Source organism: Guptibacillus spartinae (assembly GCF_028610625.1).
Lineage (GTDB): Bacteria > Bacillota > Bacilli > Bacillales > Guptibacillaceae > Guptibacillus > Guptibacillus spartinae.
On the sequence record NZ_JAQQWU010000002.1, the window covers coordinates 399,749 to 415,342 of the forward strand.

Sequence of the window (15,594 nt, forward strand, 5' to 3'; positions counted from 1 at the left end):
CCCTGAATTAATTTACCTTATTTATCTTGAAAGTTTGGCTGACGCTTCTCAATGAAAGCTTGAATTCCTTCTTGTCCATCCTCGGAAGCGAATGCCTTTCCAAAATACTCTCTTTCTTTTTGAACGCCTTCATCGAATTTTTCATTTTGTGAATAAGTAAGTAACTTAAGAGCATAAGAGACAGCTACTGCACTTTTTTTAGCAATTTTCTCTGCGAGTTCCTTTGCTTTTGGCAACAACTCTTCTTCGCTGAAAGCTTGATTGGCTAACCCAAATTCTACTGCATTACTTCCTGAAATAGGTTCACTCGTTAAGAGCATTTCAGCGGCTTTTGCTTTACCAACTAAAGCTGGAAGTCGTTGGGTTCCCGCAAATCCTGGAACTAAGCCAAGCTGCAGTTCAGGCAGCCCAAGTTTTGCATCTTTTGTGACATAGCGAATGTGACATGCCATCGCAAGCTCTAGTCCTCCACCAAGAGCAGCTCCATGTATAGCTGCAATGATCGGCTTTGAGAACGCTTCCATTTTGTCGAATAATTCTTGGCCATAACGACCCAGATCTGCAAATCCTTCTTCTGTACTGACCGTAGTGAATTCTTTGATGTCAGCACCTGCAGAGAAAAATCTTCCTTCACCAGAAATCAAAATTACCTTGGTATTAGGATCATCTTCAAATTGAGTGAATGCTTCTGACAATTCTCTCAAAACGTCTGAAGCAACCGCGTTAGCAGGCGGACGATTTAACGTGATATGTGCTACTTTGTTTTCATTCGAAATCTTAATGAACTCCACTTCTCCACTCCTCTCAGAACTTGCTACCCCGGTCTAAGCCGGGATATCTATTTATTTGCTTAAGCCGTTAATCAAAAGGTGATGAAGTGGCTTAGCAAGTGGTTCCAATTCAAATTTGTGGTCTTTCATAACCCAATTCGTAACGGTTTCATCAAGGGTTCCAAAAATCATTTGTCTCGCAAGGCGTATATCTAGCTCCTCAATAAATAATCCTGACTTAATCCCTTCATGTAAAATGTGATCTACGAGAGTTAAGTATTTTTTTAATACTTCGCCAATTTGTGCACGAAGGGCTTTATTTGTTTGTCTTAATTCTAGCTGTGTTACAATCGCAAGCTCATAGTCAGAGCCGAGGTGCTTAAAATGCATATCAATAAGTGTGAACAATTTGTCCATTGCATTTTCTTTCTTTGCAATTTGTTCCTCCGTCTTATCAATGAAGCTACCCATTTTTTTCTGAAATAACGAAATTAACAAATCCTCTTTATTTTTGAAATAAAGATAGATTGTACCATCTGCTACTCCGGCCTCTCGCGCAATTTTAGAAACCTGCGCCTGGTGGTAACCATTCTGGGCAATAACCACGACAGCTGCATCAATGATTTTATCGTATTTCGGACCCCTCTTTTTCCCCTTTTCAACCATATAAAGTTCTCCTTTGTTCATTATCCGGCACTCATTCAAAATGAATGAGCATTCATTCATAATCTTATTGTAGCGATAGGACTACCCTATTGTCAATATCTGATTTCTGAACGAGCGCTCGGTTGGAATTAGGAGCTTTTTGCAAATTAATCATATCACAAAAAAGCAGAAATGTGCGAATTTTTCCAGAATAACCTTTACTTTTCTTTATTTATTCACTAAAAAACCAACCCTATATGGATTGGTTTTCTTTTGCTCGTTCTTCATCAACAAGTACACGCCTTAAGATTTTTCCAACAGTAGTCTTAGGCAGTTCTTCTCTAAATTCATACAACCGAGGAACTTTATATGCAGCTAGATACCGACGACAATGCTGATTTAATTCCTCTTCTGTTACATTTTTATTGGTTTTTAACACTACAAACGCTTTGACAGTTTCACCCCGATAGGCATCTGGTACACCGATGATGACTGCTTCTTGAACAGCTGGGTGTTCATATATCACTTCTTCAACCTCTCTAGGATAAATGTTATAGCCTCCCGCAATGATCATATCCTTTTTCCGATCGACAATATAGAAATACCCTTTCTCATCACGGTAAGCCATATCTCCCGTATATAGCCATCCATTTTTTAATACTGCTGCTGTATCATCTGGACGATTCCAATATCCTTTCATAACTTGTGGACCTTTTATAATTAACTCTCCAATTTCCTTTATCTCTGCCTCCTGGTCTGAAGCATTAACAATTTTCGCATCTGTATCCGGCCACGGCACACCAATACTACCTACAACCGCCCCATCTAAAGGATTAGAATGTGTGACAGGGGATGACTCCGTTAAGCCGTAACCCTCAACAAGGCGCCCGCTTATTTTCTCTTGAAACTTCTGCTGAATTTCAACCGGAAGTGGAGCAGACCCGCTAATGCATGCTTTGATTGATGATAAGTCATAGCGATCAATATCTGGATGGTTTAGTAAAGAAATATAAATAGTAGGGGCGCCAGGGAAAAGAGTTGGTTTTTGCTTTTCGATTGTTTTTAAGGTATCCTTTGGATCAAATTTCGGTAGGATAATCATTTTTGCTGCGTACATAATTGATAAATTCATGACACATGTCATGCCGTATACGTGAAAAAAAGGTAGAATGCCAAGTACTCTTTCCTCTCCATACTTTGCATCATGTATCCAGTTTTTACATTGCATTGTGTTTACCACAAGATTGTAATGAGTTAGCATAACTCCTTTAGCAAGCCCGGTCGTCCCTCCCGTGTATTGAAGGAGAGCCAAATCTTCTCTCGCATCCACATCTACCTTGACCTCTTCATCCTTACCTGATGCGATCCATTCTTGGAAGGTATGAATTTGATCTGTTGCAGGCATTTCCACAAGTAGCCCCTGTTTTTTTTGTTTTTGTACCAGGGGATAAAGCATATTCTTAGGGAATGGTAAGTAGTCTTGAATCTTTGTTACCACGATATGTTGCAACCTTGTTTTATCTTTTACTTTTAAAACTTTAGGCAATACGAGATCAAGGCAAATCATCATGTTTGCCTGAGAATCAGCAAGTTGATGTTCAAGTTCTCTTTCCATATAAAGGGGATTTGTTTGGACAACGACCCCTCCTGCCATTAGCACTGCGTAGTAGCTAATAACTGCTTGTGGACAGTTTGGCAGCATGATTGATACTCTTCCACCCTTTTTAAGGCCATTAGTCTGAAGCGAATGTGCAAGCCGCCTCGATCGGGTAAAGAGTTCTTGAAACGTAAGTTCCTTCCCAAGAAAGTGAACGGCTTTTTTGTTAGGGTGCTTTGTAGCAGCATCGACAAGATAAGCATGAAGGGGCTTTTCTTCATATTGGATTGAAGTTGGGACACCTTCTTGATAAAATCTATACCATTCTTTTTCGGGCAATTGCGTCATTTTTCATCAACCTCCCTTTCACTTCTCCTCCCAAACCAAAACTCTCTCTATAAGATAATTATAATGAAACCGTTTCAATTATCCTATCTTTTTTTGATTTTTTTGAATACATTGGCACTTTTCGTCGTAAAAAGGAGACGAGCATAGTAGATAAGTAGGGACAATTCCATAAAAAAAGAACAGGCTCAGATGCCTGCTCTTTAGACTTAAACGAAATAAATCAAATATACGATTCCTGCAATAAAAAAGATTCCCGATACAACCATTAGTACTTTCCAAAGTGTCTCCATAAAGTGCTCCTCTTACGAAATCCCTGCCCCAATAACAAAAGACAGTCCAATTGAAATAACCATTGAAATAAATCCTACGGCACGATTATCAGCTGTTATTTCTTTATCAATTCGAAACTTCGGTGTTAAAAATTCAAATGTAAAATAACCAATTAATAAAAGGACAAATCCAAACACGCCCCAGCCCATCATGGTAACGAGGGAATCATTATGCTCAATCGAAAAACGAAAAATATTGGCGATCCCAAAGATCTTTCCGCCTGTTGCCATTGCTACGGCTAAATTCCCTCTTTGTATTTCCTCCCAGTTACGATAAGATGTCACAAATTCAAAGACTGCTAAAAACACGATCATACAAACAATCACAACGCTATAATTGGCTGCGGTTTGAAAAGCTACACTATCCCAAAGTTGTTCCATCGCGTAATATCCTTTCTCTACTTCAGTTCAACAACGGTAACTCCACCGCCACCTTCATTCATACCACCCATACGAAGGTTTTTCACTCGAGAATGTCGTTTCAACCACTCATGAACACCTTTTCTTAGCGCCCCAGTCCCTTTTCCGTGAATAATTGAAACCTGGTGATACCCTGCCAGTAAGGCATCGTCAATATAACGCTCTACTTCCATTTGAGCATCTTCGTATCTTTTCCCTCTTAAATCAAGCTCAGTTTTGACCTGACTACCTTTCCCACGTACTGTAACGAACGGTTTGCGTTCTACCGCTGGTTTAGATTTAATGGCTTCAAGGTCATTGGATTTTACTGTCATTTTCATAATACCTAGCTGAACCTGATATTCGTCTTTTCCTATTTTATCAACGATATGACCTTTTTGGTTAAAACTAATTACCTTTACTTCATCCCCAGGTTCATAAGCTTTCGCCTGAGCTTTCTTAGGTTTTGGCTTCGAGGTTTTTAATTCGGGTTTTGCATCCTCTAGTTGCTTCTGTGCATCAATTAGCTGATGCTCTTTGACGGCGCCTTTTTGGAAAGTACGCAGGTCATGAATGATTTTCTTTGCTTGCTCTTGAGCCTTTTCTACTTCTAGGGCTGCTTTGTGCTCTGCTTCTTCCAATAAACGATCACGTTGTTTTTCAAATTTTTCAAGTTGCGTCTCTAAATCTTTCTTTAATGACTCAGCTTCTTTTCTGAGCTCAGTGGCATTCTGACGATCTAATTCTGCCTGTTTTTGGCTATCTTCTAGAGAAGAAATCATCCGATCTACTTTGTTACTTTCACTAGAAATTTGAGACCGTGCATCGTCAATAATATCATCCATTAAGCCAAGGCGTCTGGAAATTTCAAAAGCATTACTTCGCCCCGGAACACCGATTAACAGCCGATAGGTCGGACGTAACGTCTCTACATCAAATTCAACACTGGCATTCATAACACCTTCACGATTATAAGCAAAAGCTTTTAATTCACTATAATGAGTTGTCGCAATCACCCTGGCCCCACGATTGTATACATAGTCAAGAATAGAGATGGCAAGTGCAGCGCCTTCCTGAGGATCAGTACCCGCTCCAAGCTCATCAAAAAGGACAAGGCTATTATGGTCGATATTCTTAAGAATCTGCACAATATTTGTCATGTGCGAGGAAAACGTACTTAAACTCTGTTCAATAGATTGTTCATCACCAATGTCTGCAAAAATATCCTGAAAAACAGCCATTGTCGAGCCCTCATCAGCTGGGATGTGTAAACCAGATTGCGCCATAAGCGTTAGCAGACCAGCTGTCTTTAACGTTACAGTCTTTCCTCCAGTATTTGGACCTGTAATGACTAACGAGGAATAATCCTTTCCAAGATAGAGGGAAGAAGGTACTACTTCGTCTTGAGGAAGAAGTGGATGACGTCCCTGTCTAATTTCTAGCTCTCCCTCAGCATTCATTGATGGATTAGTTGCTTTTAATTCGTTCGCATATAAAGCACGGGCAAAAATAAAATCAATGTCAGCAAGCACGTCCACATTATGTCGAAGCGTTTCAGATGACTCAGCTACGCGTCCAGTTAATTCAGTTAAAATCCTCTCAATTTCAAGCTTTTCTTTCACCTTTACTTCTTTTAACTGATTGTTAATCGAAACAACCGATTGCGGTTCAATAAATAACGTTGCGCCAGAAGAGGATTGATCGTGCACCATCCCACCAAATGAACCTCTATACTCCTGCTTAACTGGAATAACATAGCGCTCATTCCGGATGGTAACAAGCGCATCTGAAAGCATCTTTCTAGTACTTGAAGAGCGAATAAGGCTTTCTAATTTTTCGCGCACTCGTGATTCAAAACTTCGAAGCTGAGTTCTCAGGCGCCGGAGTGCATCGCTAGCCGAATCAAGCACTTCTCCATCTTGATCAATACATGCGTTTATTTCCCTTTCAAGCTCGCTTTCGGGCATAATTTGCTGAACTAAATTTCCAAAAAGGGGCAGCTCTACGCCATCATCTATCATATTTTCAAGAAACGTCTTAAATCTCCGCCCCCCATAGATCGTACTTGAAATATCGAGTAGCTCAGAAGGGTTTAACATACCCCCAATCTCCGCTCGCTTCACACTTTGTCTAATATCGCGGATACCACCTAGAGGAGCCTGTCCACGAAGGCGGATAACTTTTCTTCCTTCTTCTGTTCCTTCCAATTGATGGTTCACATCCTCTAGTGAAAACAAAGGAGTCAATTGCTCCACTTTCTGTTTTCCTAAGGATGATGACACATGTTTACCTAGTCGTTCTTTGACTTTATCGTACTCAAGTAGCCGTAACACTCTTTTCTGCAATGGTCGTTCCTCCTAAAAAACGGAATTATTTTAGTGATGCCGATGAAAGAAAGCTTCCAACTCTTTCGCTGTATAAGTATTTAACACGCTTTCTTTTCGCAGCCATCCCCTTCTTCCTGCCGCTACGCCAATCTTCATATGTTCAAGCATCTCCATATGGTGGGCATCTGTATTAATCATGATTTTAACATCATTTTCTTGAGCTTTTTGTAGCCATTCAGCTGCAAGATCTAAACGATTTGGATTTGCATTTAACTCGAGTGCAGTATCTGTTTCCCTGGCAAGTTTTATTAGCTTCTCGTGGTTCAAAGCGTATCCTTTTCTTCTTCCAAGTAACCTACCAGATGGATGGGCGATCAGATCAACGTGATGACTCCGAAGGGCATTTTCAAGTCTCATCATAATCTTATCCTCATCCTGAGAAAATGATGAATGGATCGAGGCAATAACAAAATCCATTTCCGAAAGCATTTGATCATCATAATCCAACGTTCCATCCGGAAGGATATCCATTTCCACTCCTGCAAAAATTTTAAAATCACTCCACTTTTCATTCAATCGGTTAATTTCCTCTCGTTGCTCTCTCAGCCTCTTAGGTGTTAGTCCGTTCGCTACTTTTAAATATTGTGAATGATCGGTGATCGCAATATAAGAATATCCCTTTTCACGTGCTCGTTCTGCCATATCTTCAATTGTATATGCACCATCACTCCATGTGGAGTGCATGTGCAAATCACCTTTAATATCTCTTAATTGCACAAGTTCGAATTCGCTATTCTCTGCCTCTTCAATTTCTCCACGATCTTCACGAATTTCTGGGGGAATATAAGAGAGTCCAAAGTGATTATAGAATTCTACTTCAGATTCAAAAGTTAACACCTCACCTGTTTCTACAGACTCTACCCCATACTCACTGATTTTTTCGCCTTTCCTTTTTGCTATTTGTCTCATTTTCACATTATGAGCTTGTGAGCCAGTGAAATGATGAAGTGTAGAAGCAAATTCCTTAGGTTTTACAAGTCTAAAATCTACCGAAACGCCATAATCATCATCTAGTTCAAGCGTAATTTTCGTATCCCCTTTGACAATCACTTTTGAAATACCATCAAGATTAAGGAGTTTCTCAGATACGTCTGCAGCTGCTGAAGTAGCAATGATAAAATCAAGATCTTTAATTGTCTCTCTGATCCTACGTAGGCTTCCAGCCCGAGCAAACTTTTCAATTTGATCAAATTCAGTTAATTGTCGTTCAATCTTCTCTGCGAGTGGTAACATGTAAGCGATTGATAGACGTTCAGGTCTTTTGCCGGATTCATCAATGGCCGCTAAAATCTTCTCTTCACTTTTCTTACCAAATCCAGGTAATTCTTGTATCTGATGAGCCTCACATGCTTTCTTTAATGTAGCCATATCTACCACACCAAGCTCTTTATATAACTTAGCAAGTTTCTTTCCACCAAGACCTGGTAATTTTAATAAGGGAACAAGTCCAGATGGTACTTCTTTTTTTAGAGCCTCTAGCGTTTCTGATTCACCATTTTCTAGAATTTCATTAATAACAGCTGCCGTTCCCTTTCCAATTCCATTAAGCTCTGCTGGATCATCAATTTGCTCCATGCTCCGATCGTCAGTCTCAAGCGCACGGGCAGCTTTACGAAAAGCAGAGATTTTAAAGGGATTCTCACCCTTAAGCTCCATATAAACTGCAATATCTTCAAGAAAGCGAATCACATTCTTTTTATTCATCCTGTCATCACCCTCCATTAAAAGTTCTTTACTACTATCGTATCCATTATCCCAAACAAATCCAATTATTTTATACCGAAAAGCGGAAGCGCCTGGTTTCCCCCGACAAGCATAAGACGAGCCTAACTGTGGCGCTTTTTGCCACAATTAGGATTGGCTTATGACCTCGAGGGGGAAGGCGCTGCAGCTAGACACCGAAAAGCGGAAGCGCCTGGTTTCCCCCCGACAAGCGCTGGAGCCTTTCGTGTTCTGACAAACAAATAACCCTTCTAGTTGAAGGGTTATGCGACATGAGTACTCCATAAATCTTTAATTTGCTCTGTTAGCACAGGGGTGTGCTTAACAATACTTTCTGCAAGAAACGAGTTTGAAATGGCAGTTTGGACCGATTCATTCGGGACAAGCGCTGCAAGAAATAGAAACAAGAATACAACAACGTATACTTCTACAAAACCTAATATGCCGCCAAGCCAACCATTCACTGTTCTTAAAATAGGGAGATCTGCAAGAAAATCGAGCATAGACCCAATAATCTGCATAATGATTTTAGTTCCAAAAAACAATAGCGCAAAGGCTATACCACTGTAATAGGTAGCTTCTAAATTAATCGCATCAAAAACCATTGCGGTTGAAGAAGCTTCATTTCCAAAGGACGGATATGGAATCCATAATTTCAAATGTGGAGCAAGATCTTTAAAATACATATACGCCACAATAAATGAAACAATGAATCCAGTTAAATGAACAACTTGTAGAATTAACCCTCTACGTAGACCAATAAGAAAGCCTCCTACAAGTACTATTAAAAGGATGAGATCAACCATCTATCGTTATTCCTCTTCTCTCAGTTTTTTCTTTAAATCTTCAAGTTCTTTCTTAATCATGACATAATCATTCACAATATTTACCGCTGTAAGCACAGCGAGTCGCTTTGTATCTAAATAAGTATTCATTCCTTTAATCTCATTCATCTTCTCATCGACCAATTTCGAGACCTCAAGAATATGTTGATGACTTTTATCACCGACGATTGTATATTTTTCACCATAGATTTCTACAGTTGTACGAACTTTTCCATGACTGTCTGTCACCCCATAAGCCTCCTATCACGAGAAAGAATCCTAACTTGTATCATAGCACGAAAATAAGTGTTTTTGAAATACAGCGCTCCTGAACCATTCTTCTTCGTTAACAGATTCTGATATAATAGGATGCAAGCATAGTTCAAAAAGGAGTTTTGTTATGTCACAGGTTGTCTTAACTGTATCACCTTCCATTATGAATGAAATGAAAAAGAAATACAACAGCCACTTAAGGGATAAACAACCGCCAGGGAGCGTTTTTGTTGCGAAAACTTCCAACTGTACTATTACAGGGTATAAATCTGGAAAGGTTATGTTTCAGGGGGGAGCGGCAGAACAAGAAGCAAAACGGTGGCAATCGAGTGGAACCCTGAGTCCAAAAAAGCCTGGAACAAAAAAGAAAACGGTTGGAGATCACCAATACGCACCTCCACCGACGATCTCAACGTTATCTGCCATTGGTAGTGACGAAGTAGGAACAGGGGATTTCTTTGGTCCAATGACTGTGGTTGCTGCTTATGTTGATAAGAAGCAAATGCCATTATTAAAAGAACTCGGTGTAAGAGATTCGAAGGGGATGAAAGATCCCGAGATCATTGAGATCGCCCGAAACCTCATCAAGACAATCCCTTATAGTCTTCTTATTCTTCCAAACGAAAAGTATAACAGCATGCAAAGAAAAGGAATGAACCAGGGGAAGATGAAGGCTCTTCTACATAATCAGGCCATTCATAATGTGGCTCGTAAAGTTGACGCATACGATGCGATCTTAATCGATCAGTTTGCAAAACCGGAAATTTATTTTAACTATTTGAAGGGTCAATCAACGGTCATTAAAGAAAACGTCTACTTCGCCACAAAAGCAGAAGAAATTCATTTAGCAGTTGCAGCAGCTTCAATTATTGCCAGATACTCTTTTGTCATGGAAATCGACCGTCTTGGAAAGGAAAACAATGTAAAACTTCCAAAAGGAGCTGGCCCTGCAGTAGATAGTGCAGCGGCGAAATTGATCCAGAAACACGGCGACCAGGTTCTCGAAAAAATAGCTAAAATGCATTTTGCGAACAGTATAAAAGCAAAGAAGATTGCGGATCAAGCGCGTAACTAAAGAATTACGATAAACCAAAAGCTGGCTCAATTTGAGCCAGCTTTTTGATCTTATAAATAGAGCTGTGGTCCTTCTAACCCATCTTCAGCTAATAACATGATAGAAGTAAAATAGTGAAAGAACAGATCGCGATCGACATCATCCACCACCGTAACTTCACGACCAGTATCCTCGAGAACGGTTCTTCCCTGACTTACGCCAGATTTCTCCACCCGACAGTTTACTTTTCTTGAAGAAATAAAGGATTGCGGAGTGACTGAAACAGTCGTAAGGACATCCCACAAGTAATAAGTCGAGTTGGTCTCAACGTGTACAAGAGGGGGACACATGGCATAACATTGCCCGATAAAATCGACCCCAATATTTTTTCGCTCTGCTGCCCACATGTTTCTGACGTCATTTGTTAGAGGTACCTGGTTCGTGCTTTCAAGCGCCACCATTTCAATCGTAATAGATGTATCAAAGACAGTTGCAACCGCTTCTGGATCCCAGAACGCATTCCATTCTGCCGTCCCATCATGTTCAGGTTCTTCTACATTACCAACCTCTAAAAATGTGCCACCCATCCATACTAACTTTTCAATTTTTTGTTCAACGGCTGGTGCTACCTCTAATGCTCTAGCAAGATCAGTTAAAGGGCCAGTAAAAAGAAGCGTTATTGGTTCTGAGCTATTCTCAAGTACATCAATTAGGTGCAAATGAGCAGGTCTTTGTGACATTGGTGTATTCACCTGATTTGCTTCATTTAGAATTGGTAAAGCATCAACGTAAAAAGCATGCATGCGCCAATCTTTAGGAAACGGATTAACCCCTCTTGAATTTGAAGCCGCTACATTTAAATCAATCCCTTTTCCAAAGCGATCAATGATTTTTCTACTAGCTGAAACAGCTGGTTCTAAATAGCAATCTGCTGGAATAACGGAAACCCCGGCAAGCTCAATTTCTTCCATGTTTAATAGCAGAAAGAGTGATGCTAAGTCATCTACACCGCCGTCATGATTAAAGTAAACCTTTGTTTTCTCCATGTACATCCTCCTGTGCTACACTCTCATGTCCTTTCCTACCGTCTCTACCAAACGCCATTTATATATTATCCATTTTACTCATAGTCCTGTTATTTCCGGTAACAGGGTAGAAACGTGCAGGCCAATTCCCGACATATATGAGTTTTTTATTAGTTAATCACTTTGTACTCTAGCAGAGGGCGAATAAGGAAGCAACATGTAATATTTTGTCGAACGCTTACATTTCAGATGGGAATATTCGAAACATTGTTACTTTAATAATAGGTCTTGCTACCCACTAATTCTTCTGATAGATTGATGACTACAACTTCACATTTATCTCTATATAATTTTGGAAATAGGGTCCAAAGAGTTTCTACCCGGCAACCGAGAATTGCTGGACTATAGGGAAAGTATGGCATCATCATTCAGACAAGTATGTTCTGTTTTTTTCGTGCCGAACTTCTTCCTGTAAACTCGGACTTTTCTATAAAGGACGGGTTTTTTATTTACCCGTTTGTGAAGGTACAATTCTTTTTCAGGGGGAATCAGACATCATGAGTATTTTAACAGGACTACTCTCTATTATTGGCGTTCTAGCCATCGCATGGTTAATGAGCAATAAGAAAAAATCAGTAAAGTGGAGAACGATCGGGGTCGGTATTCTTATTGAAGGTCTTTTCGTTCTATTCGTATTAAAAGTGAATGCCGGGAAGGTTATGCTAGAAAAGGCTTCCGCTGCTGTACAAAACGTGATCAATTATAGTAACGAAGGGATTCAATTTGTATTTGGAGGATTATACGAACAAACAGATTTAACGTTTGTTTTTGCGATCAACGTCCTCGCTGTCATTATTTTTATTTCAGCTCTTGTCTCAGCACTTTACTATATGCGTATCATTCCTTTGATCGTTCAAGTTATCGGAGTTACCATCGGGAAATTGATGGGTACTACAAAGGTGGAAACGTTCAATGCTGTCGGAAATTCGTTTCTAGGTCTAGCTGAAGCACCTTTACTTGTAAAACCATATTTAAAGATGCTAACTAGATCAGAAATCTTTGCCATCATGGTAGGGGGTACAGCATCTGCAAGTGGAGCGATTCTCGTCGGTTATTCGCTTATGGGAATCGAGCTAAAATATTTATTAATCTCTGTCTTTAGTGTTCCTTTCGTCTCGCTGGTTATTTCTAAAGTGATGGAGCCGGAGACTGAAGTATCTCAAACAAATGATAAAGTAAAAATGAAGAAATCAGAACACGCAAACGTTTTTGAAGCGATTGCGGAAGGTACGGTAAGTGGCGTTATGCTTGCCCTGAACATCGGTGGCCTTTTGATCGCTTTTATAAGTATCCTGGCTGTAGTTAACGGCATGTTAGGTGTAGTAGGAACTGACCTTAGTACTATATTAGGTTATATTTTCTATCCATTTTCACTTCTTGTTGGTATTCCAGCTGATGAAGCTTTTCGTGCCGCCTCCATTATCGGCACAAAAATGTCGATTAATGAATTTGTTGCCTTTCAAAATTTAACGACGATTCAGGATCAGCTCTCTGATAAAACAGTGGCCATTCTTTCTGTAGCGCTATGTAACTTTGCCAACTTCTCATCGATTGGTCAATTGATTATTGGACTTGGCTCACTAGAACCCTCAAAGCGTTCACAAGTATCAAAGCTTGGATTAAAAGCCATCATCGGCGGAACTCTCGCCTCCTTTATTACGGCTATATTTGTCGGAATGTTTATGTAAAGCTTGCATTAGAAAAGCCTCCCGATTGGGAGGCTTTTCTTACTATTGACGAAGGGCAGCTCCAAACTGTTCTTCTACTGCTTTAAGAACACGGTCATGTGCTTTCTTTACTTCTTCTTCCGTTAATGTTTGTTCAGGATTGTAATATCTAAGCGAGAAAGCGAGTGATTTTTGACCTTCATCAAGATGTTCCCCTTGATAAACATCAAATAATTGAATCTCAACTAACTTCGATCCACCCGCTTCTTTAATGACGCGCTTTACTTCACCTGCTTCAAGTGACTCGTTCACAACAAGTGCCACATCTCTAGTAACCGATGGGAAACGAGGAAGCTTCTTGTATTTAAGATGAGCAACATCCGCTTGAAGTAATTTCTCAAGGTTGATTTCAAATACGTATGTTTCACTTAAATCAAGTTCTTTCTCTACTTCAGGGTGTAGCTGACCGATATATCCGATTAGCTCTTCATCAAGATAAACAGCTGCAGTGCGACCCGGGTGAAGCTTAGGCTCTTCTGCACGAGCGAAAGTGAGACGGTCTTCCACACCAAATTCAACGGCAAGTTCTTCAAGAATTCCCTTTACAACAAAGAAATCTGCCGCTTTCTTTTCTTTTTGCCACAGATGCTCTTGCCATAGTCCTGACACCACGCCAGCAAGATGTTCTTGTTCAATCGGAAGTTCATCACCTGGTAAGAACACGGAAGCCGTTTCATAGAAAGCAATATTCTCTAACTGACGGTTACGGTTATACTGAGCGACTTCTAATAGATGTGGGATTAAACTCGTTCTAAGTTCACTTCTTTCTTCACTCATTGGCATCGCAAGTCGCACAGCTTCTACTGACTCATCCGAGAAGAAAAGGCGCTTGGATGGTGACGTCAGTGAATACGTTACCGTTTGGTATAGACCTGCACCTTCAAGAGTACGGCGAAGGTGGCGGCGTTTCACTTGATATTCAGACAGCTGTCCAGGTGTACTTTCGGTCATAGGTAACGTTGCAGGGACATTATCATATCCATAAAGACGTCCGACTTCTTCGATTAAGTCCTCAGAAATCGTAATATCCGGACGGCGTGGTGGTACTTGAACCGTAAACGTGCCACCAAAATTTTGATAAGAGAATTGCAAGCGCTCAAAAATAGCGGCAACTTCTGTTTCTGTAATTTCCGTTCCAAGAACTTGATTAATTCGATTGACTTCAATGCTAACGTCAAGCGCTTCAATTGTACGAGCTCCTTGTTCAGCAATGCCTTTTAGAACTGTGCCACCAGCAATTTCTTGAATAAGCTGGGCAGCACGTTCGCTTGCGCCGACAACTCGATTTCGGTCAATCCCTTTCTCGAAACGAGCACTTGAATCACTTCGAAGACCAAGATCTTTCGATGCTTTTCTCACAAGCTTACTATTAAAATAAGCTGCTTCAAGTAAGATCGTCTTCGTATCCTCTTTCACTTCAGAGTCAGCCCCACCCATAACACCAGCAACGGCCACAGGTTTTGAACCATTTGTTATGACAAGGTGTTCACTTGAAAGCGTACGTTCCACATCATCAAGCGTGATCATTTTCTCGCCATCAGTGGCTCGGCGAATAACGACTTCCTTTGATCCAAAACGATCATAATCAAATGCATGAAGCGGCTGTCCATATTCAAGTAAGACGTAGTTTGTAATATCAACAACGTTGTTAATTGGACGAATACCAGCAGAAACAAGACGATTGACAAGCCACTGTGGTGAAGGTTTTATCGTTACATCTTTAATCACAGTCGCACCGTAATAAGGATTATCTTCTTCATTCTCTACACGAACGGACACATAGTCTTCTACGTCTTCATCTGAACGAACAAGCTCTGGTGACGGGAGGTCAATCGAACGATTTAACACTGCCCCAACTTCATAAGCAACACCGATCATATTCATCGCATCCGCTCTGTTTGGCGTAAGACCAAGCTCAAGAACTTCATCATGAAGATTTAAGTATTCAAGTGCATCTTCACCAGGAGTCACATTTTCACTAAAAACAAAGATACCGTCAGCATATTCTTTTGCAACCAATTTACTTTCGATTCCAAGTTCTTGAAGCGAGCAAATCATACCGTGAGAAGCTTCTCCGCGCAGTTTTGCTTTCTTAATTTTAAAATTGCCTGGGAGTACGGCTCCAACTTTCGCAACGGCCACATATTGTCCCCGTGCAATGTTTGGCGCTCCGCAAATAATTTGGACTGGCTCTTCCTCACCGATCTCCACTTTACAAATATTGAGTTTGTCAGCATCAGGATGTTGCTGACATTCAAGAACGTGACCAATCACCACTCCGCTAATACCTTTGTTCAGCTGTTCCACTGTCTCAACCTCAATACCACCTTTAGTAATCAGGTCTGCCAGTTCATTAGCTGAGTAACTATCTAAATCTACATACTGCTTTAGCCAATTCATTGATACAAGCATTTTTTCTCCTCCTAACCAAGCG

At 40.4% G+C, this 15,594-nt stretch carries 12 protein-coding genes and 2 riboswitches; of the genes, 2 read left to right on the forward strand and 10 right to left on the reverse strand.

Annotated features, from left to right (window positions below; translation table 11 throughout):
• Window positions 1-17 precede the first annotated feature (17 nt).
• The 8 genes from PQ511_RS05985 to zapA all read right to left on the reverse strand — a co-directional run bounded on the left by PQ511_RS05985 (window position 18) and on the right by zapA (window position 9,270).
• On the reverse strand, window positions 18-791 hold the full coding sequence (locus PQ511_RS05985; RefSeq protein WP_273850993.1) for an enoyl-CoA hydratase: 774 nt from the start codon (window positions 789-791) through the stop codon (window positions 18-20).
• A gap of 51 nt (window positions 792-842) precedes the next feature.
• Window positions 843-1,457: a fatty acid metabolism transcriptional regulator FadR gene (gene fadR, locus PQ511_RS05990; protein WP_273850994.1), complete on the reverse strand. Its 615-nt coding sequence runs from the start codon at window positions 1,455-1,457 to the stop codon at window positions 843-845.
• A 211-nt stretch (window positions 1,458-1,668) separates the two neighbouring features.
• Window positions 1,669-3,360: a long-chain-fatty-acid--CoA ligase gene (locus PQ511_RS05995; RefSeq protein ID WP_273850995.1), complete on the reverse strand. Its 1,692-nt coding sequence runs from the start codon at window positions 3,358-3,360 to the stop codon at window positions 1,669-1,671.
• Window positions 3,361-3,662: 302 nt separating this feature from the next.
• The gene (locus PQ511_RS06000; RefSeq protein WP_224593260.1) at window positions 3,663-4,070 is read right to left on the reverse strand and encodes a DUF350 domain-containing protein; all 408 of its coding nucleotides are present in this window, start codon (window positions 4,068-4,070) and stop codon (window positions 3,663-3,665) included.
• Between the two features lie 17 nt (window positions 4,071-4,087).
• On the reverse strand, window positions 4,088-6,433 hold the full coding sequence (locus PQ511_RS06005; protein WP_273850996.1) for an endonuclease MutS2: 2,346 nt from the start codon (window positions 6,431-6,433) through the stop codon (window positions 4,088-4,090).
• 30 nt (window positions 6,434-6,463) lie between these two features.
• Window positions 6,464-8,179, reverse strand: a complete 1,716-nt coding sequence (gene polX / locus PQ511_RS06010) for a DNA polymerase/3'-5' exonuclease PolX (protein WP_273850997.1) — start codon at window positions 8,177-8,179, stop codon at window positions 6,464-6,466.
• A gap of 281 nt (window positions 8,180-8,460) precedes the next feature.
• Window positions 8,461-9,003 carry a CvpA family protein gene (locus PQ511_RS06015; RefSeq protein ID WP_273850998.1) on the reverse strand — a complete coding sequence of 181 codons (543 nt, stop codon included), beginning with the start codon at window positions 9,001-9,003 and terminating at the stop codon, window positions 8,461-8,463.
• Window positions 9,004-9,009: 6 nt separating this feature from the next.
• On the reverse strand, window positions 9,010-9,270 hold the full coding sequence (gene zapA / locus PQ511_RS06020) for a cell division protein ZapA (RefSeq protein WP_224593248.1): 261 nt from the start codon (window positions 9,268-9,270) through the stop codon (window positions 9,010-9,012).
• Window positions 9,271-9,421: 151 nt separating this feature from the next.
• Here zapA and rnhC point away from each other — a divergent pair, with 151 nt between their 5' ends.
• Window positions 9,422-10,369, forward strand: a complete 948-nt coding sequence (rnhC, locus tag PQ511_RS06025; RefSeq protein ID WP_273850999.1) for a ribonuclease HIII — start codon at window positions 9,422-9,424, stop codon at window positions 10,367-10,369.
• A gap of 50 nt (window positions 10,370-10,419) precedes the next feature.
• Here rnhC and PQ511_RS06030 read toward each other — a convergent pair whose 3' ends face one another.
• Window positions 10,420-11,394, reverse strand: coding sequence for a nucleoside hydrolase (locus tag PQ511_RS06030; protein WP_273851000.1), 975 nt, complete (start codon window positions 11,392-11,394; stop codon window positions 10,420-10,422).
• Between the two features lie 61 nt (window positions 11,395-11,455).
• Window positions 11,456-11,555: riboswitch (purine riboswitch) on the reverse strand.
• A 140-nt stretch (window positions 11,556-11,695) separates the two neighbouring features.
• Window positions 11,696-11,798: riboswitch (purine riboswitch) on the forward strand.
• Between the two features lie 132 nt (window positions 11,799-11,930).
• On the opposite strand from PQ511_RS06030, the gene PQ511_RS06035 reads away from it, so the two are divergent.
• Window positions 11,931-13,121, forward strand: a complete 1,191-nt coding sequence (locus PQ511_RS06035; RefSeq protein WP_273851001.1) for a NupC/NupG family nucleoside CNT transporter — start codon at window positions 11,931-11,933, stop codon at window positions 13,119-13,121.
• 42 nt (window positions 13,122-13,163) lie between these two features.
• On the opposite strand, the gene pheT is transcribed toward PQ511_RS06035, so the two are convergent.
• On the reverse strand, window positions 13,164-15,572 hold the full coding sequence (gene pheT, locus PQ511_RS06040) for a phenylalanine--tRNA ligase subunit beta (RefSeq protein WP_273851002.1): 2,409 nt from the start codon (window positions 15,570-15,572) through the stop codon (window positions 13,164-13,166).
• Window positions 15,573-15,594 lie beyond the last annotated feature (22 nt).